The sequence below is a fragment of the Methylobacterium indicum genome (assembly GCF_017347565.1).
Taxonomy (GTDB): Bacteria; Pseudomonadota; Alphaproteobacteria; order Rhizobiales; family Beijerinckiaceae; genus Methylobacterium; species Methylobacterium indicum.
The window spans coordinates 326,448-352,189 of the sequence record NZ_AP024145.1 but is presented as its reverse complement, the minus strand read 5'-3'; the positions used below and the strand labels follow the sequence as shown (position 1 = coordinate 352,189).

Sequence of the window (25,742 nt, the reverse complement as noted above, 5' to 3'; positions counted from 1 at the left end):
GCCCGGCGAGGGTAGCGGCGGGAGGGATTGCTGTGAACCGTATTGATCCTTGTATCGCTCCGTGGCTTCCGCTCATCGCGCCGCGTCACCCGCCACAGCCTGGTTTGATCCTCCCTCGGTTTCGCGGACACCGCTGCGACGCCCGTCACGGGCGGGGGAGGTGTTCGATGGCAAAGACACGAGCGCGCGTTCACCCCCGAGTTCAAACGCGAGGCGGTCGCCCTGCTCGAGAGCAGCGGCCGGTTGCAGATGCAGATCGTCGCCGAGCGCGGGATCCAGCCCTCCAGGCTGCGCCAGTGGCGGACCGTGCTGATGGACGGCTCCCCACAGCAGCGGCCCGCCGACGCGCCGGGCTCGGCTCCTACGAACCCGGTTGCCTCGCCGTCCGACCAGGCGGCCGAGATCGCCCGCCTGCGCCGTGAGCTCGACCGGACGCGCATGGAGCGCGACGTGCTAGAAAAAGCGATCGGCCTCTTCGCGCAGATGCCCAAGTGACGTTCACCTCCTTCGAGCAGCATGCGGCCACTTGGCCGGTGCCTCTCGTGTGCCGCGTGCTCGGAGTGTTGTCCCCGAAGCGGGGATGACGGCTGGCGATCACGTCCCGGGAGCGCCCGGTCGATCTCCAACCGGCAACTCCTCGACGACGTGCAGCGGATCCATGCCGGGCATCGGAGGCGAGACGGTTCGCCTCGGGTGCATGCGGCCCTGCGCGTGGAGGGCCGCACAGCCAGCCGCGGGCGGGTGGAACGACCGAGGCGTCGCCATGGCATTCCGGGTGCCGGCGGGACGTCGGTTCCGGCCCTGCACGACCGACGGTCGATACGACCTGCCGCTTGCTTCCAACCTCCTCGAGGAGCTTTTCTCGGTCGCGTTGCCCGGCCAGGTCCGGCTGGCAGACATCACCGGCCTGCCCACGGCAGAAGGCTGGCTCGACCTGGCCGCCGTCCCTGATCTGGCCACCCGCAAGATCGCCGGCTGGTCGATGCGCGACGACATGCGGACAGCGTCGACATCGGCCGCTCCGACGATGGCCATCCAACGGCAGCGGCCGTCTGCCGGGGGCTGCGGAGGAGACGAGCAGGGCTGCCCCGCCCCGCCTCACGCCACGTCCAGCCCCAGATCGACGATCGGCGCGCTGTGGGTGATCCATCCCGTCGAGATCAGGTCCACCCCCGTCGCCGCCACCGCGCCGACGGTCTCGCGGCTGATCCGGCCCGAGGCCTCGCTGACTGCCCGTCCGTCGATCATCGCCACGGCTTCGCGCAGGGTCTCCGGGCTCATGTTGTCGAGGAGCACCGCGTCGGCGCCGACCGACAGCGCCTCCTCGAGCTGGGCCAGGGTGTCGACCTCGACCTCGATCTTCACGAGGTGGCCGATTCCGGCTCGCGCCCGCCGCACCGCCGGGACGACCCCGCCCGCCACCGCGACATGGTTGTCCTTGATCAGCACCGCGTCGTCGAGGCCGAAGCGGTGGTTGGCCCCGCCCCCGGCCCGCACGGCGTGCTTCTCCAGGCTGCGCAGGCCCGGCGTGGTCTTGCGGGTGCAGACGATGCGGGCCTTGCCGTGCGGGCGCGCCGCCTCGACCAGGGAGGCGGTGGCGGTGGCCACGCCCGAGAGCCGGCAGAGCAGGTTGAGGGCGACGCGCTCGGCCGAGAGGATCGCCCGGGCCGGGCCGTCGAGGGCGATCACCGCCTCGCCCGGGGCGATCGGGCTGCCGTCCGGGCGGAGCACCGACACGCGCACCGCCGGGTCGAGGAGCGCGAAGGCGAGCGCCGCGGCCTCCGTGCCCGCGACCGTGCCGGCCTGGCGCGAGACGATGGCGCCGGAGAAGCGGGCATCCGCCGGGACGATGCTGTCGGTGGTGAGGTCGCCGGCGCGGCCGAGATCCTCCAGGAGGGCGGCCCGCACGATCGGCTCGACCAGCAGGCGGGGCAGGGCAGGGGGCAAGGGAAGAGACATGTCGGTCATCGGGCTGCCTCGACGAGGGGGGAGGGGGCGACGACGGAATCGGCCGTCGCGAGCGCCTGGGCCAAGGTGATGTCGGCGGAGCGGGGCGCCTGCTGGCCCGGATGGTCGGCCCGCCAATGGGCGCCGCGGCTCTCCCGCCGGGTGAGCGCCGCCGCCGCGACGAGGAGCCCGGCGACGGCCTCCCCCGAGTCGGCCCGGGCCAGGGCGGCGAGCCGGGCGGCGGCCCGGGCGAGGCCGGCCTCGTCGCGCACCAGCCCGACCTCCGCCTGCATCAGGTTGCGGATTTCTTGCAGGTCTCGGATCTCCGGCAGGGCGTCGCACGCGGCGAGCGGGTCCGGGCCGCGGCCCGCGCCCGCGGCAGGGGCGTCCATGCCCCGGATGTCCGCGGCGATCCGCACCGCGAAGGCCATCGCCTCGAGGAGCGAGTTGCTGGCGAGGCGGTTCGCCCCGTGCAGGCCCGTCGCCGCGACCTCGCCGCAGGCCCACAGGTTGGGAAGCGTGCTGCGGCCGCACCCGTCCACCCGGATCCCGCCCATGTGGTAATGCGCCGCCGGCCGCACCGGGATCGGCGAGACCGCCGGGTCGAGCCCGGCCGCGCGGCAGAGGGCGGCCACGGTCGGGAAGCGGCGCGCCACGTCGATCCGGCGGGCATCGAGGAAGACCGCCTCGCCCCGGCCGGTCCGCCGGGCGATGGCCCGGGCGACCACGTCGCGGGGCGCCAGTTCCGCCCCGGCGATGCCGGCCATCACCCGGCCGCCCGCGGCGTCGACCAGGATCGCACCCTCGCCGCGCAGGGCCTCGGTGGCGAGCGGCAGCGGGCCGTCGGTGCGGAGCGCGATCGCCGTCGGGTGGAACTGCACGAACTCGACGTCGCGCAGGACCGCGCCGGCCCGGGCCGCCAGGACGAGGCCGGCCCCGACCGCGCCGGCCGGGTTGGTGGTCGCGCGGTAGAGCCCGCCGAGGCCCCCGGTCGCCAGCACCACGGCCCGGGCCGGCAGGTCCAGGGCTCCCCGGTCGGTGCGCAGCACGAGGCCGGTGACCCGGCCCTCGCCGTCCTGTGCCAGGGCCGTCGCCCGCCCGACCGTCACGGTGATCGACGGGCAGGCCGCGGCCGCCCGGGCCAGCGTGCGCAGGACCGCGGCGCCGGTGGCATCGCCCCCCGCCTTGACGATGCGGCGGCGGGAATGCGCCGCCTCGAGGCCGAGCGCCAGGGCGCCGTCGGGGCCGCGATCGAAGGCGAGGCCGAGCCCGACGAGCCAGTCCACCAGTCCGGGGCCGGCCCCGGCGACGATGTCGGCGATGCCGGCGTCGCTCAGGCCCGCGCCGGCCGCGAGCGTGTCGGCGGCGTGGAGCGCCGGGGCGTCGTCGGCGCCGATCGCCGCCGCGATGCCGCCCTGCGCCCAGGCAGTGGCGGTCTCCTCGCCCAGCGGCGCCGCGGTGACGAGGGTGACGGGGAGCGGCGCCAGCCGCAGGGCCGTGGCGAGGCCGGCGACGCCGGCCCCCACCACGACGACGCGATCGGCCGTCATGCCCGGACCGCCAGCATGCGCTCGACGGCGCGGCGCGCCGGGGCGATCAGGTCGTCCGGCACCGTGACCTCGTGGGTCAGCCCTTCCAGGCTCCGCCGGATTTTTTGCAGGCTGATCCGCTTCATATGCGGGCAGAGGTTGCACGGCTTGACGAACGCGACGTCCGGATTGCGGACCGCCAGGTTGTCGGCCATCGCGCATTCGGTGATCAGCACCACCTGCGCCGGGCGCCGCGTCTCCACGTAATCCTGCATCGCCGCGGTCGAGCCGGAGAAGTCGGCCTCCGCCACCACGCCCGGCGGGCATTCGGGGTGGGCCAGCACCGTCACGCCCGGATAGGCCTCCCGCGCCTCGCGGATGTCGGCTGCCGTGAAGCGCTCGTGCACCTCGCAATGGCCGGCCCAGGTCAGGATCTCGATCTCGGGCAGCTCGGCCTGGACGTTCTGCGCCAGGTACTCGTCCGGGATCATCAGGACGCGCTTCGCGCCGAGCGACTCGACCACCGCCTTGGCGTTGCCGGAGGTGCAGCAGAGGTCGGATTCCGCCTTCACGGCCGCGGAGGTGTTGACGTAGGTCACCACCGGCACGCCCGGGTGGCGGCGGCGCAAGGCCCGCACGTCGGCGGCGGTGATCGAATCGGCCAGGGAGCAGCCGGCGGCGAGGTCCGGGATCAGCACGGTCTTCGTCGGGTTCAGGATCTTGGCGGTCTCGGCCATGAAGTGCACGCCCGCCACCACGATCACGTCGGCATCGGTGCGGGCGGCCTCGCGGGCGAGCGCCAGGCTGTCGCCGACGATGTCCGCCACCGTGTGGAAGATCTCCGGCGCCTGGTAGTTATGCGCCAGCACCACGGCGTTGCGCTCCCGCTTCAAGGCCTGGATCGCCGCGACGTCGCCGGCCAGCGCCGGCCATTCGATCGCCGGGACGTGGTGGCGCACCCGGTCGTACAGCTCCGGCAGGGGCGGGGAGCCCGCCCGATCGAGGGATGCCGCGTCCATTCTCGCCTCCCGATATGCTCATAATGAGCATTTACCCGGCTAGGCTAATCCCCGGATCTCAGGCTGTCCAGATATGTTGTATCTGAGCATAAGTGAGGCAGGATGCCGCATCATCGTCGATGGCCGACGTCGCTCAACCGGTCCGGTTCGAGGGAAGCCGTAGGCCGGGTGCCGGACGTTCCAGCAGCACCTCGCGGCGAAAGCGCATCAGCCGCGCCGGGCGGCCGCCGGTCTCGGCGGTGACGGCCTCGGTCTCCTCGACGAGGCCCTGATGGGCGACGAGGCGGCGAAAGTTCTGCTTGTGCAGGAGGATGCCCGACAAGGCCTCGACGACGCGCTGGAGCTGGCCGAGGGTGAAGGTCGGGGGCATCAGCTCGAACACGACCGGCCGGTACTTGATCTTGCCGCGCAGGCGCCCGAGGGCGGTGGCGAGCATCCGGCGGTGGTCGAAGGCCATCGGCCGGCCGGTGAGGAGGGCGCTCTCGTCCGGGCTCGCCCCGGCCTCCGGCACGAGGCCTGCCTCGAACAGCAATTCGTAGCGCTCCAGCACCCGCTCCTCGTTCCAGCCGCTCCCGGCCGCCCCGAAGGTCAGGCCGATCCGGTCGTGCCGGCGCCGCCGCGCCTCCGGGCTCGACGCCGCCTCGGCCCAGGCCGCGAGCCGGGCCGCGATGGCGTCGAGGTCGTCCGCCCGCTCCGCCCGCCGGTCCTCGTACGGGAAGTAGCGGTACCAACTCTGCCAGGCCGAATCGGCGGCGGGCCGCGCCTCGCGCACCAGGGCGAGATACGCCACCGACAGGGCGTGCAGCCCGGCCTCCCCCTTGCCGCCCCGCCGCCGGTCGCGGTCCCCGAAGGTGTAGAGCTGCTCGACATAGCCGAGGCTCTGGCCGGTCTGCCGCTCGACCCAGGCCCGCAGGCCCCGCTCCAGGGTGGGATGCGCCGGTTCGAGCGGCCCGGCCGGCAGCCCCTCGGCCCGCCCCTCGGGCTGGCCCGCCACCGGCACGGTGAGCACCCGCGGCTCGTCGAGCGTCGCCGCCAGGATCACGGCTGCGAGGCCGACCAGGGGTGCCGCCGCACTCGGTTCCGCCTCGCTCATCGTCCTGCTCTCCCGATCCGGCAGGGGCTTAGCACGATGGGCGGTGCGAAAGGGTTATTGTCAGAGCCTCGCGGCCGGGAGCGTCGGGCGTGACGAGGCTTCAGGGGGCGATCCGGCGCGCTTCGATCCGCGGGGCGGCGGACTGAACGGTGACCGCGTAGTGATCGCCCTGGGTGACGTCCAGGATGCTGCGGGTCCGATAGGCGACGGCGTTCGTGCCGCCCGCGTGCCGAAGGCTGTCGTACAGCAGGCCGTGCCCGCCGGCTGCCCGTACCGCCTCGCCGAAGCGTTGCGACGCCGCGTAGTCCTGCGGGTCGAGGAGGCCAGGCAGGTCCGGGCCGGCCCGCCCGCGCAGGTCGCGGAACCGCCCGTCGAGCCGCGCCGTGTAGGTGCGGTAGGTCCGCGTCAGTTCGGGTAGGCCCGTCGCCGCCGCCTCGCGGCGCAGGTGGTGGCCGACCTCCGCCACGGCGGTGCGCAGGGATGCGGCGGCGTACCAGGCGCCGAGATCGGCGCCGTTGAAGCGCATGCCGCCGGGGGCGACGTGCAGGAACGACGCCATGACGATGCTGGCATTCGCCCGGCCGTAGACCCACTCCGCTTCCGGCAGCCGGGCCAGCCGCTCCGCCACCAGGCGGTCGTTGGTCCAGCCGGCCAGCTCCATCACCGGCGCGAGGTCGGCTGCGGTCGCGACGGTGTCGAACAGGCCGATCGGCGGGAAGCGCGACGGGATCAGCCGGTAGGTCGGGTGCGGCGCCGGCACCTCGGCCACGCCGGGATCGCTCGCGCCGGAATCGCTCACGCGAAGACGATGTCGGCGTCGGTGAGAGGGGCCGCGTCGCGGTCGACCGCGTTCGGCGCCAGGAAGAGGCCGCCCCGGGCCGCGTCGAGGAACCGGCGCACCGCCATCAGCCCGTCCTGCGTGCCGCTCGTCACCAGGGCGAGGGGCGGCTGGCCGCCGAACAGGGGCGCCCGGTGCGGGCGCCGCAGCCAGGCGATCCCGTCCGGCTCGTCGGCGTGCAGGATTCCCAGGGCCTGATGGATGCCGAGCACCACCGAGATCCGCGTCAGCACGTCGACGCCGAGGGTGACGTCCTGGTGCTCCCGCGCGGCCTTGAGCCAGCCGTAATACGTCGAGCGCGACGGCAGGCCGAGGATCAGCAGGCGCTCGCCCTCGTCGAGCCGCCACAGGTCGGCGATGGCCGTGAAGGTCCGCAGGGCCGGCCCGCTCAGGCGGCGCCGGTTCGGCACCGAGAAACGATCCGCATCGAGCCGCGCCGGTTCGGCATCGACCGGCGGAACGGGCGGATCGAGAGGCCGGGCAAGGGCAGATGCCATGGTGCGACTCCCATCCTGATCCAGATATAGTCCAGATCTGGACAAGAGCAAACCGGTTCGATCGTTCCTTACGCCGGCACCCGCACCGTCGCCCGCAAGCCCCCCAGCGGCGAATCGTACAAGGCTACGTCGCCGCCATGCGCGCGCGCGATGTCGAGGGCGATGGCGAGGCCCAGCCCCGAGCCGCCGGCATCCTGGCGGGCATCGTCGAGGCGCACGAAGGGCTTGAACACCTCCTCGCGCTGCTCGACCGGGATGCCCGGGCCGTCGTCGTCGATCGAGACGGCGAGCCAGCGCGCCTCCTGGCGGGCGGTGATCGCGATCGTGTCGCCGTAGCGCGCGGCGTTGGCGGCGAGGTTGAACAGGCAGCGCCGGAACGCGTCGGGCCGGACCGTCACGGTCGCCTGGCCCTCCAGCGTCACCTCGGAGACGTGGCCGCCCAGGCGCTCGACGTCGGTGCGGACGTCCTCCAGCAGCGCCCGCAGGTCGATGGCGGCGGCCGGCTCGCCGGAATCGCCCTTGGCGAAGGCGAGGTAGGCCTCGAGCATCCGGCTCATCTCGTCGACGTCGCGCTGCAGGTCGTCGATCTCGGGGGTCTGGGGCAGCAGCACCAGGGAGAGCCGGAAGCGCGTGATGATGGTGCGCAGGTCGTGGCTCACCCCGTTGAGCATCGTGGTGCGCTGCTCCATCGCCCGCTCGATGCGCCGCTTCATCTCGATGAAGGCGTGGCCGGCCTTGCGCACCTCGCGGGCGCCGCGGGGGCGGAAATCGAGCTCGCGGCCCTTGCCGAAGCTCTCCGCCACGTCGGCGAGCCGCAGGATCGGCCGGATCTGGTTGCGCAGGAACAGGATCGCGACGCCGAGCAGCACCATCGAGGAGCCGCCCATCCAGAGCAGGAAGATGTGCGAGTTCGAGGCGTAGGCCTGGCTGCGCCGGGCGATCACCCGCATCACCCCGCCGGGGATCTCGACCCGGATCTCGATCAGGTTGGAGCGCCCCACCGTATCGATCCAGAACGGCCGGGCGATCTGGCGGCGGATCTCGTCGGACAGGGCCTCGTCGAGGAGGGAGAAGAACGGGCGCGGGCCGGGGGCGGGGAGCCTGGCGCCCTCCAGGATGTCGACGTCGAGGTTCAGTCGCTCGCTGGCGATCCGCTCCAGGGTCTCGGAGCCCTTGTCCTGCGGGTAGCTCTCGTAGATGTCGATCAAGGCCGCGACGTCGGCCGTCACGGCGGCCGAGAGGCGCCGGGTCACCAGCTGCCAGTGCCGCTCCATGAAGGTGTAGGCGATCACCGATTGCAGCAGCACCATCGGGGCGATGATGATGATGAGGGATCGGGCATAGAGCCCCTTCGGCAGCCGGTCGCCGATGACGCGGCCGAGGCGGCGCCAGGCCCGCCGGGGCGTCGGGAGCGTCCCGGCGAGGGTGGGGGCGGGCACGTCCTTCAGTCCAGGACCAGCCGGTAGCCGACGCCGCGCACGGTCTGCACGTAGCGCGGATTGGCCGGATCGTCCTCGATGCGCCGGCGCAGGCGGTTCATCTGCACGTCGACGGTGCGCTCGTTGGCCGCCCCGTTGGTGCCGGTGAGCGCCTCGCGCTCGACGTTGCCGCCGCGCGCCAGCGCCAGGATGGTCAGGATCTCGCGCTCGCGCTCGGAGAGGCGGATCGCCTCGTCGTCGCGGGTCAGCTCGCCGCGCTCGATGCGGAACTGGAACGGCCCGAACCGCACCGCGTCGAGGGGCGCGGCCGCGCCGTCGGCGGGGCCCCGGGCGTTGCGGCGCAGGATGTTGTTGAGGCGCAGAATCAATTCCCGTGGCTCGAAGGGCTTGGGGAGGTAATCGTCGGCGCCGATCTCGAGCCCGGTGACCCGGTCGTTCGGGTTCGAGCGCGCGGTCAGCATCAGGATCGGCACGCTCGAGGTCAGGCGGATCTGGCGGGCATAGTCGAACCCGGTCTCGCCCGGCATCATCACGTCGAGCACCACCGCGTCGAAGACGAGGCTGCGGCCCCGCGCCCGCGCCTCGGCGGCGCTCGCGGCGGCGGTGACGCGATAACCGTTCTCGCCGAGGAAGCGGGCGAGCAGGTCGCGCAGGCGGCGGTCGTCGTCGACCACCAGGATGTGGGGGGCGTGGTCGGGCAGCTCGGCCCGGGGGCTGAGGGCGGGGCCGGCGCTCACGGGCGGGCCCCGGCGCCTGCGGGCCTACCGAGCGGGCTCTCGGCCGGGATCTCGCCCGCAGGATCGCCGCCGCCGATGAGACGGCTCACCGCCGCGCGCTCCTCCGGCTCGATCATGGCGAGCAGGAACCGGCCCGCCGGCTCGCGGAGTGCGGGGCCGACCTCGGCCAGCGCCCGCCGGACCCGCTCGCCCTGGACGCCGGCGAGGCGCTGGGCGAGGGCGCGGCCCTGCGGCGTGCAGGTGAGGAGGCGGTGCCGGCGGTCGCTCGTGCCCGTCCGCTGCGCGATGTAGCCCTGCTCGATCAATTCCTTCAGCACCCGGTTCAGGCTCTGCTTGGTGATCCGTAGGATATCCAGGAGTTCGGCGATGGTGAGGCCGGGATTCCGGTCGACGAAGTGCAGCACCCGGTGGTGGGCGCGGCCGAAGCCGTACTCGGCCAGGATGCGGTCCGGATCGGCGACGAAGTCGCGGTAGGCGAAGAACAGGAGCTCGATCAGGTCGTAATGCGGCGGCGCCTCGTCCCGGGGCTCGCGCGAGGCGATCTCCCGCGACGGCGCCTCCAGGGCGGGCGATTCTTGTCGAGAGGACGACTCTTGCGCGGGCCGTACCGGGGAGTAGCCTGCCTCCGGCTGGTCCTCGTTCGCGACGTCCGGGATGGGGGCCGGACGGGTCCGGGCGGCCTGGGTCACGGGTCGCACCTCTTCGCGAGACAAGTCGACGGGAGTTTCGGCCCTCGAGGGCCGTCGTCATTTATGTCAGTCTTGTTGACATATCTCAGCCCCATTGATACCCGTCAACCCCGCCGGCGAAACGAACGTACGCCCCGCGCCCCGCTCAAGCACGAACGTTGCGCGAGAACGAGCCTGGCGGAAACGAACGCATACGAGGATCATCGTCATGTCCGTCATTCCCTTCGACCAGCGTGAAGGCCACATCTGGTTCGACGGCCGCATGGTGCCGTGGGCGGACGCGAAGATTCACGTACTCAGCCACGGCCTGCACTACGGCTCCAGCGTGTTCGAGGGCGAGCGCGCCTATGGCGGCCGGATCTTCAAGTGCACCGAGCATTCGCAGCGCCTGCGCCGCTCGGCCGAACTCCTCGACTTCGAGGTCCCGTACTCGGTGGCCGAGATCGACGCCGCCAAGAAGCTGGTGCTCAAGGAGAGCGGCCTCAAGGACGCCTATCTCCGCCCGGTCGCCTGGCGCGGCTCGGAGATGATGGGTGTCTCGGCGCAACACAACACCATCCATCTCGCCATCGCGGCGTGGGAGTGGCCGAGCTACTTCGACCCGGCGACCAAGATGAAGGGCATCCGCCTCGACCTCGCCGAGTACCGCCGGCCCGATCCGCGCACCGCGCCGTCGGCCTCGAAGGCGGCGGGTCTCTACATGATCTGCACGATCTCCAAGCACCGGGCCGAGAACAAGGGCTATGCCGACGCCCTGATGCTCGACTGGGAGGACAACGTCGCCGAGTGCACCGGCGCCAACGTGTTCTTCATCCAGGACGGGGTGATCCACACGCCCCAGGCCGACCGCTTCCTCAACGGCATCACCCGCCAGACCGTGATCGATCTGGCGAAGCGCCGCGGCTACGAGGTGGTCGAGCGGCGCATCCGCCTCGAGGAGCTGGCGGGCTTCACCGAGTGCTTCATCACCGGCTCGGCCGCCGAGGTGACCCCGGTCTCGGAGATCGCCCAGTACCGCTTCACCCCGGCGGCGATGACCAAGACCCTGATGGACGACTACACCGCCGAGGTGCAGCCGCGGGCCGAGGCGGCCTGAGCCTCGCGACGAACGCGGAGATCGAAGGCCCCGGGCGGGAGGACCGCCCGGGGCCTTCGCGCGTGGACGGCGGCGGTTTCCCGGGGACAAGCCGCTCCCCTGCATCCGGGGCGGGAACGCGAGCCGGGGCTTCCCCGTTGTCTGGATGGAACATTCAGAGAACACGGAAGCCCCCATGACCGCCAAGACCAAGAAGGCCGAGACCGAGACGCACGAGTCGGACAACCCGAAGCAGGATCCCAAGGATACCTCGAACCGCATCAAGGATCCGAAGGACTGGACCACCGGCTCCGAGCCGATGACCGGCGCCCAGGCCTCCTACCTCAAGACCCTGGCCGAGCAGGCCAAGGACGAGGACGCCTTCGACCCCGACCTCGACAAGGCCGAGGCCTCGCAGCGCATCGATGCCCTGCGCAAGGAGACCGGCAAGGACTGACGACATCGAACCCCGACGATGAGTGACGGGGACGAGGCCGCCGACAGGGAGGTCTCTCCTCGCCTCGACCTTTCGGGGCCGGGAGTTGCGGGCCCGGCCGGCCTTGCGCCGGCCGCTTCGACCATCGCGTTAACCCAAGATGAGGAGGTCTTTCCTTAGTCTGCGGCCCGACGGATCGTGGGAGCGGGGCGTGCGGGACAGGACGCGGGGAACGGAGGTTGTCCGGCGATTCCGGGACGAGACGTCCGGATCGACGGCGATCGAATACGCGCTCGTGGCCGGGCTGATCTTCCTCGCCTTGACCACGGCGCTCGCGGTCTACGGCAATTCCGCCGGCAGCCTGTTCACCAACCTCAGTACCCGCTTCCTCGCCGCGCTCCAGTAGGGAGCGCAGATCCGCCGACGGGGCCCGCCGCTCACTCCGCCGCCAGTCCGGACGCGTCGAGCGCCAGATTGTCCAGCGATTGCCGGATCTGCCCGGCCAGGATGTCGGCGAGCGGGTTCGGCTCGCCCGCCCGGTGGCGCATCAGCCCGATCCGGCAGGCCGGCAGGGCCGCGAAACCGTCCTGCGGCCCCAGCACCCGCATGCCCGAGCGCAGCGCGCTCTCCGGCAGGACCGAGACGGCGAGCCCCGCCAGCACCGCGGCGCCGACCGCGGTGGAATTCCAGCTCACGAACAGGATCCGGCTCTGGCGCCCGCCGCGCTCCAGCGCCTCGATGGCGGCGACCCGCCAGTTGCAGGCCGGCCGCCCAAGGGCGAGGGGCACCGGCTCCTCCGTGTGCACCGCGTGGCGGCTCGACGTGACCCAGAGGAGCGCCTCGGTGCGGATCGTCTCGACGCCCCGCCGCCGGTCGCCGCGTGCGCGTCCGACATCCGCCTTGTCCCGCGCCTTGTCCCGCGCCTTGGCCTCTGTGACGATGGCGAGGTCGATGTCGCCGTCGGCGATCCGCTCGGCCAGCATGTCGGAAGGCTCGCACACCACCGTGACCTCGGCCCGCGGATGGGCCCGGGCGAAGCGGCCGAGGATTTCCGGCAGGTAGCGGTCGGCGTAGTCGTCCGGGAGCCCGAGGCGGACCCGGCCGGCGAGGTCGCCCTCGTCGAAGGTCGCCAGGCACTCGGTCTGCAGCCGCACGATGCGGCGCGCGTAATCGAGCAGGCGCTCGCCGTCCTCGGTCAGCCGCACGCCGCGGCCGGCCTTGAGGAAGATCTCCCGCCCGATCCGCTCCTCCAGCCGCTTCATCTGCATCGAGACGGCGGATTGCGTCTTGTGCACGGCCTCGGCCGCGCGGGTGAACGAGCCGCTCTCGGCGATCGCCACCAGGGTGCGGAGCTGGTCGATGTCGAGAGGATGCACCGGGCGGCTCCGTTATCAATCTCCGTGATGTGACACATCTCAAGCATTCGCTCAACGCATCGGCCAAGCGGCGCTATGACGGACGCAGCGGAAGAGCGATGGCCGGCGCATGACGAGGTTCGCCGACAGCTCCCGCCGGAGACCACGATGACGATCAGCTTTGCCCCCCTCTTCGGTGTTCTCGCGCAGGCGCCCGGCTACGGCCGCAAGGCCGCGCAGATCGTGGCGCGGATCGTCACCCTGTGGATCAACCGCCGCGCCGCCTACCGCCTCGCCGAACTCGACGATCGCGGACTGAAAGACATCGGGCTGACCCGCAACGACGTGATGGGCGCCCTCGACCTGCCGTTCATGCAGGACCCGACCCTGCCCCTGGTGCATCGACGCCGCGCGCGGCGCCAGCCCCCGCCGCCGGCCGTGAGCCTGCGCGTCGCCGCCCGGGACGGGCGGTCGGTGGACCGGGGGCTCTGAGCCGCCCGCCCCGACCGAATCGCCCGGCCGACCTTCTCCGGATCGCGCGACGATCGGAGGCGACCTCAGTCGGCCGGCGGGTTGAGGAGCACCCACAGGCGGGCGATCCGGCCCTCCGCGATCTCGGCCACGTCGGCCCCGGTCACGGTGATCGGCCCGCCCTCGGGGCCCGCCTGCCAGGACAGTGAGCCCAGGCCGTGATGGCCGACGGCCCGGCCGGTCGGCACGAAGCGGAAGGTCGGGCCGAACCGCTCCAGCAGGGCTCCGGCGACCGCGGCGATGGCGGCGCGGCCCTCCACGACCCCTGCGGGCTCGTACATGACAGGCTCGTCGACGAAGAGCTCGGCCAGGGCGGCCGCCCGTCGCCCGGCATCGCGCTCGTTGAAGACGCGCTCCAGGTTGGCGCGGAGCACGCCGTCGAAATCGGGCTCCGGCGTGCCGTGGGTGGCCGGATCGGTGTCTGACATGGTGGTGTATCCTTCGGTGGCGAGCGGACCGCGCGGTCGGTCGCGCGTTACGAGGGCGGTCTTGCCGGCTTGGGATGTAGGGCTTGGGGATGCCCGCCAAGACCCGCGCCTTCGTCGACTGGGTTACCGATGCGTTCCGGGCGCACCGTCTGGCCGAGCGCTTCGCCGGCAGCGCGGCCTAGCGCCGGGAGGATACGATTCGCGGTTTCCGAGGATCCGCGACTGATCGCTCGGTGATCGCTGCGCCATCGCGTCGCGATGCGCAAGCCGGCTTCGCTCAGGCGCGTGGAGCCTGCGGCTCCGCGCTCGCCCCCTCCCGCCGCTCCAGCACCCCCACCGTCCGGAACGCCAGCGCCAGCCCGACCACTCCGAACAACGCCGACCCGATCCCCGTCCCGGCGAGCGCCCCTTCCGGCCCGGCGAGGTGCGCCCCGAGCCACGCCGTCGGCATCGTGCCCAAAGTCGCCCGGCCCCAGTTGAGGGCGCTCGCCGCCAGCGGGAAGCCGAGGTTGTTGAACGAGGCGTTGCCGAGGAACAGGAGCCCGTTGAAGAACCAGATCGCCCCGCCCGCGAGGCAGAAGAAGGCCAGCAGGTCGGCGCCGGCGCCCGTGAGCCCGAACAGGGCGGTGAGCGGCGCGCGGGCGAGCAGCAGGGCGAGCCAGACCACCGCGACGTAGAGGCCGGTCACCAGGGCGGCGTCGCGCAAGCTCGCGCGCATCCGGTCGAAGCGGCCGGCGCCCCAGTTCTGACCGAGGATCGGGCCGACGGCGCCCGAGAGCGCAAAGAGGCCGCCGAAGGCCACCGGCACCACCCGGTCGACCACCGCGTTGCCGGCGACCGTCGCGGTGCCGAATCCCGCCATGACGTGGGCGAGGAAGGCGCTCGCCACCGGCGGGGCGAGGTTGGTGAGCACGGTGGGCAGGGCCACGCGCAGGATCGGACCGGCATCGGCCATCACCGCCGCGAGGGTCGGTTTCGCCACCATCCGGTGGACGCGCACGGCGCCCGAATAGCCCACCCACGCGAAGGCGAGGCGGGCGATCACGATGGTGACCGCCGCCCCCTCGATCCCGAGATGGAGGCCGAAGATCAGGAGCGGGTCGAGCACCACGGTGACCGCGGCGCCGGCGAGCGTCACGTTCATGCCGCGCCTTGCATCGCCGACCGCCCGCAGCACGCCGGAGAACCCCATGCCGAGCGCCATCATGAGGGTCGAGGGCAGGGCGATCCACAGGAAGGTCCGGGCCGCCGGTACGGTCTCGGGCCCGGCGCCGATCAGCGTCAGGAACGGCGTGAGCAGCGGCAGCATCAGCACCGTGACGAGGCCGGAGGCGGCGACCGCCAGGACCAGGGACGAGGCGGCGAGCCGACGCGCACGTTCCACGTCGCCGCCGCCCAGCGCCCGCGAGACCAGGGCGCCGACGGCGATCATCATCCCGATATTGATCGAGACCGCGAAGATCTGGACGATGGTGGCAAAGCCCACCGCCGCGGTCAGGACCGGATCGCCGAGGCGCGCGATGTAGAGCAGCGACAGGAGGTCGACGACGAAGATCGCCATCAGGCCGACCGAGCCGGTCGCCCCCATCACCACGACGTGGCGGAAGGTCGAGCCGGTGACGAAGCGGGCGGGCGGGGGAGCGGGGCCGGTCTCCGGCGGGCGCACCTCACCCATCGGCGCCGGCCCGCTCGCGGGCGATGATGTCCTCGGTCTCCGGGTTGAGGCCGTGCGAGGCGTGGAGCGGCGCGGTCAGGGGCTCGGGCTTGATCCGCACCAGGCTGCGCAGGGGGTCGGCCCGGTCGAGGGGCTCGCCGGCCTGCTGCAGCACCAGCCGGGCGAGGTCGCGCTTGCGCACGTCGTCGACCGTGCGGGCCGCCTCCTCGGGGGAGAGGCCGAGCGCCTCCAGGGTGGCCCGCCCGAAGGCGAGGGCCGATTCGAAGGTCTCGCGGATCTGGTAGTCGACGTCGCGGCCCATCGCCTCGATCGCCTGGACCCGGTCGAACACCCGCACGTAGGTGCGCGCCGCCGGGAACTCGGCGTGGACGAGGTCGACGATCTTGAGGGTGGCCTCCGGATCGTCGATGCAGATGCACACCACCTCGGCCTTGCCGGCACCCGAGGAGCGCAGAACGTCGAGGCGGGTGCCGTCGCCGTAATAGACCCGGAAGCCGAAGCGGGCGGCGCTGCGGATCTGCTCGACGTCCTTGTCGATCACCGTGACGCTCAAGCCCTGCGCCAGCAGCACCTGGTTGAGGATGTGGCCGAAGCGGCCGAAGCCGATCACCAGGACGCGGGCCTCGGCATCCTCGATCACCTCGTGCTCGGGTTCGAGGGGCGCGGTGGCGCGCCGCGACAGCACCCCGTCGAGGACCTTGGCGCCGATCGGCCCGATCAGCATGGTGATGGCCGCGAGCGCGATGGCGAGCCGCCCGGCGGGCCCGTCGACGAGGCCGAGCTCCTGGCCCACCGGCAGCAGCACGAAGGCGAACTCGCCCGCCGGCGCCAGCACGGCGGCGCCGCGCAGGCCGTCGAGCCAGGACGAGCCGAACAGCCGAAAAAGCCCGGCGATCAGCGCGACCTTGATCAGGATCGCCCCCAGCGTGGCGAGGAACAGGCCGAGCCAGTTCTGCGCCACCAGGGTGAGGTCGATCGACATGCCGACGCTCATGAAGAACAGGCCGAGCAGCATGCCGCGGAACGGCTCGATGTCGGCCTCGAGCTGGTGGCGGAAGTTCGATTCGGCGAGCAGCAGGCCGGCGAGGAACGCCCCCATCGCCATCGACAGCCCGACCTCCTCCATGAGGAGCGCGGTACCCAGCACCACGAGGAGGGCGGCGGCCGTCATCACCTCGCGGGCGCCGCTGGCGGCGAGGAGGCGAAAGAACGGGTTGAGGCCGTAGCGCCCGACCAGCACCACGCCGATCACCGCCGCCACCGCCGTCCCGGCCGATTGCAGGGCGGTGCCGATCCAGGCCTCGCCGCCGCCCGACGGGCCGGTCTGGGCGATCAGCGGCAGGAAGGCCAGGATGCCGACGATCGAGAGGTCCTGGAACAGCAGCACCGCGAAGGCGCGCTGGCCGTAGGGCGAGGCGAGGTCGCGCCGTTCCTCGAGGAGCTGCAGCGCGACCGCCGTCGCCGAGAGGGCGAGCGCGATGCCGATCACGGTCGCGGCGCCCGCCGACAGGCCGGTGAGGAAGCCCAGCCCCCCGAGCGCCAGGGCGCAGAGCCCGAGCTGGAGCGTGCCGAGGCCCAGGATGTCGCGTCGCAGCGAGATCAGCCGCGAGATCTCGAGTTCCAGCCCGACGATGAACAGCAGCAGCACCACCCCGAGTTCCGAGACGCTGCGGGCGGTCTCCGGCTCGGTGATCAGCGACAGGCCCGAGGGGCCGATGACGACGCCGGCCACGAGGTAGCCCAGCACCGCGCTCTGCCCGAGCAGGCGGAAGATCGGCACGCCGATCACCGCGGCGGACAGGAAGGTGAGGACCGGCGGCAGGAAGCTGGCGTGGTCGGCGGCGGTCGCCATCGCGCGGGATTCTCCGGGGTTCGAGGTCGGCCGATGCTCTCCCTTAACCCGAACGGGGCCCGCGGGCGAACCCGGTTCGGCGCAGGCGCGGCGATGCGGCCAGGACCCTGCCGCAGGTGACGCTGCGGCCCGGATGTCGCGGGCGCGTGCTAGGGATCTGCGCGAATGCGTGGCACAAGAGGTTGACAGGGACCGTCCCCCCTCGCCACATCCCGGATCATGAGCGCCTCCGTGAACCAGACCGACGCCGGTGCCGCCGCGCCCGCGAAGCCGCCCCTCGAGATCCTCCTCTGCGCCCCGCGCGGGTTCTGCGCCGGCGTGGTGCGGGCCATCGACGTCGTCGAGCGGGCGCTGGCCCTCTACGGCCCGCCCGTCTACGTGCGGCACGAGATCGTGCACAACAAGTACGTGGTCGAGAGCCTGAAGCGCAAAGGCGCGGTCTTCGTCGCCGAGCTCGACGAGGTGCCGGACGGCAAGGCGCCGGTGATCTTCTCCGCCCACGGCGTGGCCAAGACCGTACCGCAGAACGCGAATTCCCGCGGGTTGACCACCATCGACGCGACCTGCCCGCTGGTGACCAAGGTCCACCGCGAGGCCGAGATCCACCACAAGCGCGGCCGCCACGTGCTGCTGGTCGGCCATTCCGGCCACCCGGAGGTCGTCGGTACCATGGGCCAGCTGCCCAAGGGTTCGATCACCCTGGTGGAGGATATCGAGCAGATCGAGGCCCTGGAGCCCGAGAGCCGCGACAACCTCGCCTGGGTGACCCAGACCACCCTCTCGGTCGACGACACCCACCACATCGTCGAGGCGTTGAAGCAGAAGTTCCCCAAGATCGTCGGCCCGCACAAGGACGACATCTGCTATGCCACCACCAACCGCCAGGAGGCGGTGAAGCAGGTCGCCCCCCTCGTCGACGCGCTGATCGTCGTCGGGTCCTCGAACTCCTCGAACTCGCAGCGCCTGCGCGAGGTCGCCGAGCGGGTCGGCTGCCCGATCACCCGGCTCGTCAACCGCGCCGAGGACCTGGACTGGGACGCCTTCTCCGACATCCGCCGCCTCGGCCTGACCGCCGGCGCCTCGGCCCCGGAGGTGCTGGTCGAGGAGATCATCGACGCCTTCGCGACCCGCTACGAGGTCACGGTCGACACCGTCTCGACCACGACCGAGGACATGGTCTTCCCGCTGCCGCGCGAATTGCGCAGCGAGGCGGCGGAGTAATACCGGCTCCATCATCTCAAGGTGAAACACCTCCCCTCCCCCCCTGTGGGGAGGGGCCGGGGGTGGGGGTGGTGCCGAATAAAGCTCTGCGGTGCCTCCTGCACCACCCCCACGCGGGATCTTCGATCCCCATAACCCCTCCCCACAGGGGGGAGGGGAAGGAGCGAGCCTTTTCAGGTTCAGGCAGCGGCACGCGACGCTGCGTCTTCATCCCATTTCTTCGAGCAAAGCAGAACGGCCGTGGCGGTCTACACCGAGGTTCCGGACGAGGCGCTGGCCGCCTTCCTTGCCGCCTACGAGATCGGCGATCTCCTGTCCTACAAGGGCATCGCCGAGGGGGTGGAGAACACCAACTTCATCCTGCACACCACCACGGGTTCCTACATCCTCACCCTCTACGAGAAGCGGGTGAAGCTGGACGACCTGCCGTTCTTCCTCGGGCTGATGCAGCATCTGGCCGCCAACGGCCTCGCCTGCCCGCAGCCGATCCGCACCCGCGACGGCGCGACCCTCGGGCAACTCTGCGGCCGGCCGGCCGTGATCGTATCGTTCCTGGAGGGAGTCTCGGTGCGCCGGCCGGGGGTCAAGCATTGTCGGGCGCTCGGCGCGGCACTCGCCGGCCTGCACGCGGCCGGGGCCGATTTCCCGATGCAGCGGCCGAACGCTCTCTCGGTCGCGGGCTGGCGCCCGCTCTTCGAGGCGGCGGAGGCGGAGGCCGACCGCGTCGCCCCGGGGCTCGCCGCCCGCACCCGCGCCGACCTGGCGCTCCTCGAGGAATCCTGGCCGCAGGATCTGCCCGGCGGCGTCATCCACGCCGATCTCTTCACCGACAACGTCTTCTTCCTCGGCGACGAGGTGTCGGGGCTGATCGATTTCTACTTCGCCTGCACCGATTCCTTCGCGTACGACCTGGCGATCTGCCTCAACGCCTGGTGCTTCGAGGCCGATTACTCGTTCAACCGCACCAAGGGGCAGGCGATGATCGCCGCCTACCAGGCCGTGCGCCCGCTCGAACCCCGCGAGGTGGAAGCCCTGCCGCTGCTCGCCCGCGGCGCGGCGCTCCGCTTCATGCTGACCCGCCTCGTCGACTGGCTCAACGTGCCCCCCGGCGCCCTGGTGAAGCCGAAGGACCCGCTCGAATACGACCGCAGGCTCGCTTTCCACCGCAAGGTCGCGGCGGCGAAGGAGTATGGGTGGAGTGCGGTTCTCCCCACGTGAGCCGCGTGATCAATCAGCAGTGATTGATGATCAGGCGCGTTCGAGAGGGCGGCTCGGCTGCGTTGAAGCATCCCGCCGCTCGAACGCGATCCTGACTTCCACGTCCGCATCGAGCGCATGGAGCATGCGAATCATCCGATCCAGTGTGAACCGCCCGTAATCGGCGTTGCGCACCCGCGAGAAGTCGGCCGCGGCAAAGCCGGTCAACGCGTGCGCCTTGCGGGTCGTGAGTTGACGCTGGTCGAGAGCGGCGATGATGCGCGCCGCCAACTGGCCTTTCGCCTGACGCATGTCGGTATCGGCGTAGCCGAAATCCTCCCAGACGTTGCCGCTGCCATGCACGAGTTCATCGCTGTCCATCGCTCACTAGCTCCATCAGCTGTTTGATCCGCTGACGGACGAGATCGAGGTCCGCCTGCGAGGTCTTGATGCCCGATGTCGACTTCTTCTGAAACGCATGGACGACCCAAACCGCATCGCCGATCTGCACCGCATAGACTAGGCGGAACGCGTCGGTCCGGTACTTGAGCGCAACTTCAAAAATGCTGGAGCCGAACCCTTTCAAAGGCTTCGCGATTCCTGCCATGCCTCCCGCAGCGGCGATGTCCAAGGCTTGGAGCGTGCGTTCACGCGCGCCTGCCGGGAACGCTTCGAATTCCTTCCTGGCTGATTTCAGCCAGGATATCGGCCTTGAACGACCCAGCATCGCTTATGGTGTCATATTTGACATCATTTTGCCAGAGAGCCACGGCGTCGCATCACAGCCGCGCCAGCAGCTCCGTCTTCTTCGCGGCGAACTCGGCCTCGGTCAGCACGCCCCGGCGGTGCAGCTCCGACAGGCGCTCGATCATCCCGAACACGTCCCCGGTCGGGGCGGCCGGCGCAGCGGCGGGCCAGGAGGGGGCCGGCGGCGGAGACGCCTCCGGCGCGGGCGCGGCGTAGGACGTGGCCTGGGGAACGGGGCTCGCGGCCGGCCCGCCCTCGTTCCGCGCAGGCGCTCCCACCACCGGCAGCTCCTCCAGCCGCACCGAGCCGTACTGGCTGGTGAAGCTCAGGGAGTGGGACGATCCCTGCTGCTGCGAGACGCCGCCGATCTGGTGGTCGCCGGTATCGTAGAGCGTCACCCGGCCCCCGGTCTCGATCGCGAGGCGGCGGGAGGCGGGGAAGAAGGCGTAGCGCGTGTCGTTCTGCGATCCGGAGGTCGCCGGCTGGCCGAGACCGTCCGGCCACCAGGAGCCGCCCCAGGATCCACTGGAAGACCCGCTCCAGGGTTCCGCCGAGCCGAAGCCCTGGCTCTGGCTCGATCCCCGGCCCGGCGCCGGCATCGCCGTGGCGAGCGGCGCCAGCTCGTCGCAGAGCGCCACGACCCGGGCCTTGAGGCCGGCATTGAACATGTCGCCGATCATCGTCATGCCGCCGGCGCTCCACTGCCCCAGCCCGCCGAGGTCGGGATGGTCGAACTGCGCCATCCGGCCGTGGCCGCGGGCGAGCGCGTCGAGGAGGTGGCGGACGGCGTCCAGGCCGACGCCGTGGCGGGCGGCGATCGCGTCGAGGTCGGGCATCGGTCATTCGCTCCGGGGGGGCACTCCGGGCTTAGCGCAGTCCCTGCCCGCGGGGAATGGCGATCCGGCGTCAGCCGAGTCCCGGCAGGAGCCGGGCCAGCAGGCCGCCGTGCCGCCGCGGCAGGGGCGGGATCGCCGGCGAGAGGTGCCAGGCGCCCGGATCGGTGCGCATGTCGTCCTCCCGCAGGGTGTCGATGCGGGCGATCTTGTCGAGGAGCTCGGCGGCCACGGTCTCGGGCTCCGGCAGGGTGAAGTCGACCGTGAAGCCGTTCCCGGCGTGGCTCGTGGTCCCGACCGGGTAGTAGTAATGCGCCCGCGTGCGGGTGATGAGATCGATCAGCCGGTAGGTCCCGCCGAGCTTGAGCCGGTCGGAGAGCACGATCACCCGCCGCCCCGGGGGCGCGAAGAGCAGGGTGTGGAAGGCCGAGCCGTTGGCCCCGAGCACCACCCGGTGGCGGGCGAACAGGCGCACCTGCTCGGGAAAGCTCAGGAGCTCGGGGTGGACGATCCGCACCCCCTCGCGCTCGAGGATCGCCGTCACCGCCGCCTCGTTGGCAAAGCGCCGCACGCCCGCGGTCAGGCGCGTCTTCGACAGGTAGACCGGCTGGGGGTCGGCATCGACCTCATCGGGCGCGTAGTAGCCGCGCCCGATCCGCCCGCAGAGGTCGGCCAGCACCGGGAAGGCGTAGTCGTCCTGCTGCAGGGCGGCCTGGGGCACCAGCAGGGTCGGGATCCGCACCGGGTGCCCGAACGAGGCGAGGTCCATCACGCTGAGACCCAGCCGGCCCAGGATCTCCGGGATGAACGGGGTGGCGCTCCAGTCCGCCCCGAGCCCCGGCCCGTGGCAGAGCAGCGTCGGACGCACGGCCCCGTCGACCGAGGCTTCCCCGGAATGGTCGAGGAGCGGCCAGAGCCGCGCCAGGGTGTTGATGACGAAGTGGCCGTAATGCGGGTGGATCGCCCCGATATAGAGATGGGGGCCGGCCGGCGCCGCCTCGGTCACCGGGCCCTGATCGACGGGCCATTCGGTCGCCTGCCAGGTCGGGGTGCGCTCGCTGCTGTGGTGGTCGAGGGATTCGGCCACCATCCGGCCGTCGGCGTCGAAGATCACCGGGATCCTGTCGCAGCCCGGGGTGCGCACGAGGTAGCGCGCATCCTCGACCAGGCGCAGGGCCGGCCGGCCCTGGCGCACCTCGGCATGGCCGTAGACCGCTTCGCTCCGCTGCAGGATCATGCTGCCCTGGGGTGTCCCGTCATCCGCGGGCCGTCAGGCCTGCGCCGCCGGGCTCGCATCCCCCGGCACCTCGATCACTGCCCTTAAGCCGCCGAGTGCGGCGGCGTCGAGGCGCAGGCGTCCGCGATAGAGGGCGGCGAGGTCGGAGACGATGGAGAGGCCGAGCCCCGAGCCGGGCTTGGTCTCGTCGAGGCGCCGGCCGCGCTCCAGCACCGCGACCCGGGCCTCGGGCGGCAGGCCGGGTCCGTCATCCTCCACCGTGACGATGAGGTGGGGGTACTCGCCCTGGCCGATCACCTCGGCGCGGATCGCGACCCGGGAATGGGCCCATTTGGCGGCGTTGTCGACGAGGTTGCCGATCATCTCCTCGAAATCCTGGCGCTCGCCGCGGAAGCGCAGGCCCGGGGTGACGCTGGTCTCGAAGGTCAGGTCCTTGTCGTAGAAGATCTTGCCGAAGGTGCGCACGAGCGCCGCCACCACCGGCTCGACATCCGTGAAGGTGCCGAGCGCGCCGGCGAGCGCCGCGGCCCGCGCCCGGTCGAGGTGGTAGTTCACCTGATCGCGCATCACCGCGGCCTGCTCGCGGACCTTCACGGCGAGCTCGCTGTTGGCGTCCCCCGCCGAGGCCTCGTTGACGATGATGCTGAGCGGGGTCTTGAGTGCATGGGCCAGGTTGCCGACCTGGGTGCGGGCCCGCTCCAGGATCTCGCGGTTGGTCTCCAGCAGCAGGTTCACCTCGCCGGCCAGCGGCGCGATGTCCCGCGGGTACTCGCCCGAGATCCGGTCGGCCTCGCCGCGGCGGATGGCGCCGAGCGCCGCCCTGAGCTTGATCAGCGGCGCGAGGCCGAAGCGGATCTGCAGGAGGGTGGTGAGGCCGAGCGACAGGCCGAGGAGCGCGAAGGTGGTGGTGAGGGCGAGCGTGAAGCGCCGCATGTCGGCGGCGATCTCGTCGGACGGGCCGGCGACGCGCACGAGGTAGCGGCCCTCCTCGCCGAGATCGACGGTGCGCTCGATGATGCGCAGGGGCCGGTCGTCCTGCGCCTTGCCGTAGCCCTTGCGCAGCTGCCCGGCCCCGGCCTCGCCGACCGCGTCGTCGGGCGGCTGGAGCGGCACGCCGACGAGCGAGCGCGAGGTGCGCAGGTCCCGCGGCCGGGCATTCGGCCGGCCGACCTGCCAGTACCAGCCCGACAGCGGCAGGTCGAAGCGCGGGTCGCCGAGGGAGCCGAAGTTGCGCGCCTCGGAATCGGAGGGCGAGACGAGGTTGGTGGCCAGATCGTTGGCGTAGACGAGGAGCCGGCTGTCGAAGGCCCGCTCGGTGGTCTCGCGGTAGAGGGTCGAGAGGATCAGGCCGGCGATCAGCAGGATCAGCGCGCTCGACAGCAGCGCCGAGACCGCGAGGCGTACGGCGATCGAGCGCTTGCGCCAGGGCCGCCAGCCGAACGGCCAGGATCGCGGGGCGGACGAGCCCGTGGCGGGGGCGCCGGCGAGGCCCGTCTCGGCCGGTTCGGTCCGTCCCGGCGCCTCGGCCGCGGCCCGGCCGGGGCCGCTCACGGCTGCTTTCCGCCGGTGCCCGCGTCGATCAGGTAGCCGAGGCCGCGCACGGTCTGGATCAGGTCGACCGCGAGCTTCTTGCGCAGGCGCCCGACGAAGACCTCGATGGTGTTCGAATCGCGGTCGAAATCCTGGTCGTAGAGGTGCTCGGTCAGTTCGGCGCGCGAGACCACCCGGCCGGTATGGTGCATCAGGTAGGAGAGCAGCCGGTACTCGTGCGAGGTGAGCTTGACCGGGCTGCCGTCGACGAAGACGCGGCCCGAGCGGGTGTCGAGCACCACCGGGCCGACGCCGATCTGGCTCGTGGCGTGGCCGGCGGTGCGGCGCAGAAGCGCGCGGACCCGGGCCAGCAGCTCCTCCATGTGGAAGGGCTTGGTGACGTAGTCGTCGGCCCCGGCATCGAAGCCGTTGACCTTGTCGCTCCAGCGGTCGCGGGCGGTGAGGATGATGACCGGGGTCTTGATCTGCGCCCGGCGCCAGCCCGACAGGACCGAGACGCCGTCGGCCTTCGGCAGGCCCATGTCGAGGATGATGCAGTCGTAGGGCTCGGTCTCGCCCAGGAACGCGCCCTCCTCGCCGTCGAACGCCTTGTCGACGGCGTAGCCCGCCTCCTCCAGGGCGCTCACGACCTGGCGATTGAGGTCCCGGTCATCCTCGACCACGAGCAGACGCACGATCCGAACCCCTCAAGCCCAGAACAAAACCGGGATCACCACTGGCCGGCCACCTTGCCGGAGCGAGCATCCACCATCACGTGCACGAACTGCCCGTCCTTGCGCAAGGCCGTCAGCATGTAGACCAGCGCCTCGTCCCGGCGGCAGAGGTTGGCCCGCACGATGTCGGCCCGCGGCACGGCGGCCCGCGCCGCGCGGATCGCCGCCACCGGCTCGACCACCCGTTTCTCCGCCACCGCCTCGCGCAGGTCGCCGGAGGAGAGGCAGGTCTGGGTCGTCTCCGCGGCCTTGACCGGCCGGGCCGGCACCGCCCCCGTAGCGGTCTCGTCCCGCTCCTCCGCGGCCGCGAGCCAGCCCGAGGCGCCGGCGAGGCCGGCGAGGGCGGGGAGCAGGAGGAGGGCGAGCTGGCGCATGACGGGGACCATCGGCGTCGGGCACTGAATGCACCCTGAATGCGGCCGGGCCGGGCTGCCCGCGGAAGCCCCGGACCGGTCGCGTCCCGGGGTCAACCCGGAAGGTCCGGATGGGCTCCGGGCCGTCGTTCGAATTGCCCGCGAAGGGGAGGCCGGGCGGCCGAACCGGAATGGGTGAACCGAAGCTCGGGCGCGGCCGTTATGGTTAAGGCGGCGTTCACCGCGCCGTCCGACCCTGCAGGCCGTCACCCGGGGAGATTCGATGCGTCCCGCCGTTTTCCCGTTCCTCGCCGCCTGGCTCCTCGCCGGCGCGGCCTTTGCCGCTCCGGCGGCCGCGCAGGACGCCGCGTCCGAGCGCGCGGTCGCCGAGCCGGCGGCCGTGACCGAGCCCGGGGCGCCGCTGCTGTTGCGCATCCGCCCCCGGGACGAGGTGCCGCCGGACGGATCGGGCGACGAGACCGCCGTGGCCGCGCGCGAGGCGGAGGCGGCGCGGCTGGCGGCGGTCGCCCGCGCCGCCGCGGCCCGGGAGGCGTTCGAGGCGCGCATCACCGCGCGGGCCAACCGGGCGATCGCCTCGGTCTGCACCGGCTGCCTCGGCCCGGTGCCGCCCTCCGTGGCGCTGGCGCCGCCGGACGCCGCGGCCGTGCCGGTGCGGCCGATCCCGGTCGCGATGACGGAGCCGTAGCGGGCACCTTCGCATCGGCGCACGCGATCCGCGAACAGGCCCGA

Annotated in this window: 26 protein-coding genes and 1 pseudogene; 7 read left to right on the top strand and 20 right to left on the bottom strand. The window is 72.0% G+C overall.

Translation table 11 applies throughout. The features are described from left to right. Positions 1-167 precede the first annotated feature (167 nt). Positions 168-1,135: pseudogene (locus tag miv_RS01720) on the top strand (IS3 family transposase); the annotation flags it as partial. Here miv_RS01720 and nadC read toward each other — a convergent pair. The 9 genes from nadC to miv_RS01675 form a co-directional block, all read right to left on the bottom strand. Continuing rightward, on the bottom strand, positions 1,099-1,968 hold the full coding sequence (nadC, locus tag miv_RS01715; RefSeq protein ID WP_058618594.1) for a carboxylating nicotinate-nucleotide diphosphorylase: 870 nt from the start codon (positions 1,966-1,968) through the stop codon (positions 1,099-1,101). The pseudogene miv_RS01720 and the gene nadC overlap by 37 nt on opposite strands. After that, positions 1,965-3,497 carry an L-aspartate oxidase gene (locus tag miv_RS01710; protein ID WP_207181097.1) on the bottom strand — a complete coding sequence of 511 codons (1,533 nt, stop codon included), beginning with the start codon at positions 3,495-3,497 and terminating at the stop codon, positions 1,965-1,967. Before miv_RS01710 ends, nadC begins: the two co-directional genes overlap by 4 nt. Further along, positions 3,494-4,495, bottom strand: a complete 1,002-nt coding sequence (nadA, locus tag miv_RS01705) for a quinolinate synthase NadA (protein ID WP_207181096.1) — start codon at positions 4,493-4,495, stop codon at positions 3,494-3,496. The genes miv_RS01710 and nadA overlap by 4 nt, the downstream gene beginning before the upstream one ends. Positions 4,496-4,628: 133 nt before the next feature. Beyond that, positions 4,629-5,588, bottom strand: a complete 960-nt coding sequence (locus miv_RS01700) for an NUDIX hydrolase (protein ID WP_207181094.1) — start codon at positions 5,586-5,588, stop codon at positions 4,629-4,631. A gap of 100 nt (positions 5,589-5,688) precedes the next feature. Further along, positions 5,689-6,357 carry an RES family NAD+ phosphorylase gene (locus miv_RS01695; protein WP_207183356.1) on the bottom strand — a complete coding sequence of 223 codons (669 nt, stop codon included), beginning with the start codon at positions 6,355-6,357 and terminating at the stop codon, positions 5,689-5,691. 26 nt (positions 6,358-6,383) lie between these two features. Next, complete coding sequence (locus tag miv_RS01690; protein ID WP_207181093.1) at positions 6,384-6,923, bottom strand: MbcA/ParS/Xre antitoxin family protein; 540 nt, start codon at positions 6,921-6,923, stop codon at positions 6,384-6,386. A gap of 68 nt (positions 6,924-6,991) precedes the next feature. Beyond that, complete coding sequence (locus tag miv_RS01685; protein ID WP_244748822.1) at positions 6,992-8,362, bottom strand: ATP-binding protein; 1,371 nt, start codon at positions 8,360-8,362, stop codon at positions 6,992-6,994. Positions 8,363-8,367: 5 nt separating this feature from the next. Next, positions 8,368-9,099 carry a response regulator gene (locus tag miv_RS01680; RefSeq protein ID WP_207181092.1) on the bottom strand — a complete coding sequence of 244 codons (732 nt, stop codon included), beginning with the start codon at positions 9,097-9,099 and terminating at the stop codon, positions 8,368-8,370. Further along, entirely contained in the window at positions 9,096-9,788 is a 693-nt protein-coding gene (locus tag miv_RS01675) for a MarR family winged helix-turn-helix transcriptional regulator (protein ID WP_425312959.1), read from the bottom strand. Before miv_RS01675 ends, miv_RS01680 begins: the two co-directional genes overlap by 4 nt. A 208-nt stretch (positions 9,789-9,996) precedes the next feature. Between miv_RS01675 and miv_RS01670 the strand changes: the two genes are divergently transcribed. Continuing rightward, positions 9,997-10,884 carry a branched-chain amino acid aminotransferase gene (locus miv_RS01670; protein ID WP_207181091.1) on the top strand — a complete coding sequence of 296 codons (888 nt, stop codon included), beginning with the start codon at positions 9,997-9,999 and terminating at the stop codon, positions 10,882-10,884. Between the two features lie 175 nt (positions 10,885-11,059). Then, on the top strand, positions 11,060-11,320 hold the full coding sequence (locus miv_RS01665; protein WP_058620194.1) for a DUF3072 domain-containing protein: 261 nt from the start codon (positions 11,060-11,062) through the stop codon (positions 11,318-11,320). Positions 11,321-11,736: 416 nt separating this feature from the next. Here miv_RS01665 and miv_RS01655 read toward each other — a convergent pair whose 3' ends face one another. Continuing rightward, entirely contained in the window at positions 11,737-12,675 is a 939-nt protein-coding gene (locus miv_RS01655) for a LysR substrate-binding domain-containing protein (RefSeq protein ID WP_207181090.1), read from the bottom strand. 147 nt (positions 12,676-12,822) lie between these two features. Here miv_RS01655 and miv_RS01650 point away from each other — a divergent pair, with 147 nt between their 5' ends. After that, positions 12,823-13,146, top strand: coding sequence for a DUF1127 domain-containing protein (locus miv_RS01650; protein WP_207181088.1), 324 nt, complete (start codon positions 12,823-12,825; stop codon positions 13,144-13,146). Between the two features lie 65 nt (positions 13,147-13,211). Here miv_RS01650 and miv_RS01645 read toward each other — a convergent pair whose 3' ends face one another. From miv_RS01645 to miv_RS01630, 3 genes are all read right to left on the bottom strand, one after another. Then, entirely contained in the window at positions 13,212-13,613 is a 402-nt protein-coding gene (locus tag miv_RS01645; RefSeq protein ID WP_207181087.1) for a nuclear transport factor 2 family protein, read from the bottom strand. Positions 13,614-13,890: 277 nt separating this feature from the next. Beyond that, a complete protein-coding gene (locus tag miv_RS01635; RefSeq protein ID WP_058620642.1) occupies positions 13,891-15,288 on the bottom strand; it encodes an MATE family efflux transporter in 1,398 nt (465 codons plus the stop codon). Then, complete coding sequence (locus tag miv_RS01630; protein WP_058620641.1) at positions 15,281-17,140, bottom strand: monovalent cation:proton antiporter-2 (CPA2) family protein; 1,860 nt, start codon at positions 17,138-17,140, stop codon at positions 15,281-15,283. The genes miv_RS01635 and miv_RS01630 overlap by 8 nt, the downstream gene beginning before the upstream one ends. 219 nt (positions 17,141-17,359) lie before the next feature. On the opposite strand from miv_RS01630, the gene ispH reads away from it, so the two are divergent. Continuing rightward, complete coding sequence (ispH, locus tag miv_RS01625; protein ID WP_048431378.1) at positions 17,360-18,361, top strand: 4-hydroxy-3-methylbut-2-enyl diphosphate reductase; 1,002 nt, start codon at positions 17,360-17,362, stop codon at positions 18,359-18,361. A gap of 240 nt (positions 18,362-18,601) precedes the next feature. Then, entirely contained in the window at positions 18,602-19,579 is a 978-nt protein-coding gene (locus tag miv_RS01620) for a homoserine kinase (RefSeq protein WP_207181086.1), read from the top strand. A gap of 30 nt (positions 19,580-19,609) precedes the next feature. On the opposite strand, the gene miv_RS01615 is transcribed toward miv_RS01620, so the two are convergent. From miv_RS01615 to miv_RS01585, 7 genes are all read right to left on the bottom strand, one after another. Further along, complete coding sequence (locus tag miv_RS01615; protein ID WP_048431376.1) at positions 19,610-19,939, bottom strand: helix-turn-helix domain-containing protein; 330 nt, start codon at positions 19,937-19,939, stop codon at positions 19,610-19,612. Further along, complete coding sequence (locus tag miv_RS01610; RefSeq protein ID WP_207181085.1) at positions 19,926-20,285, bottom strand: type II toxin-antitoxin system RelE/ParE family toxin; 360 nt, start codon at positions 20,283-20,285, stop codon at positions 19,926-19,928. Before miv_RS01610 ends, miv_RS01615 begins: the two co-directional genes overlap by 14 nt. Positions 20,286-20,337: 52 nt before the next feature. After that, positions 20,338-21,141 (bottom strand): SHOCT domain-containing protein, encoded by an 804-nt coding sequence (locus miv_RS01605; protein WP_207181083.1) that lies wholly within the window; start codon positions 21,139-21,141, stop codon positions 20,338-20,340. Between the two features lie 70 nt (positions 21,142-21,211). Next, positions 21,212-22,375 (bottom strand): glycosyltransferase family 61 protein, encoded by a 1,164-nt coding sequence (locus tag miv_RS01600; RefSeq protein WP_058619833.1) that lies wholly within the window; start codon positions 22,373-22,375, stop codon positions 21,212-21,214. Between the two features lie 33 nt (positions 22,376-22,408). Beyond that, complete coding sequence (locus tag miv_RS01595) at positions 22,409-23,926, bottom strand: sensor histidine kinase (protein ID WP_207181082.1); 1,518 nt, start codon at positions 23,924-23,926, stop codon at positions 22,409-22,411. Next, positions 23,923-24,600 carry a response regulator transcription factor gene (locus tag miv_RS01590; RefSeq protein ID WP_048431373.1) on the bottom strand — a complete coding sequence of 226 codons (678 nt, stop codon included), beginning with the start codon at positions 24,598-24,600 and terminating at the stop codon, positions 23,923-23,925. The genes miv_RS01595 and miv_RS01590 overlap by 4 nt, the downstream gene beginning before the upstream one ends. A gap of 35 nt (positions 24,601-24,635) precedes the next feature. Further along, a complete protein-coding gene (locus tag miv_RS01585; protein WP_048431372.1) occupies positions 24,636-25,013 on the bottom strand; it encodes a PepSY domain-containing protein in 378 nt (125 codons plus the stop codon). A 262-nt stretch (positions 25,014-25,275) separates the two neighbouring features. Between miv_RS01585 and miv_RS01580 the strand changes: the two genes are divergently transcribed. After that, positions 25,276-25,698, top strand: a complete 423-nt coding sequence (locus tag miv_RS01580) for a hypothetical protein (RefSeq protein WP_207181081.1) — start codon at positions 25,276-25,278, stop codon at positions 25,696-25,698. Positions 25,699-25,742: the final 44 nt, after the last annotated feature.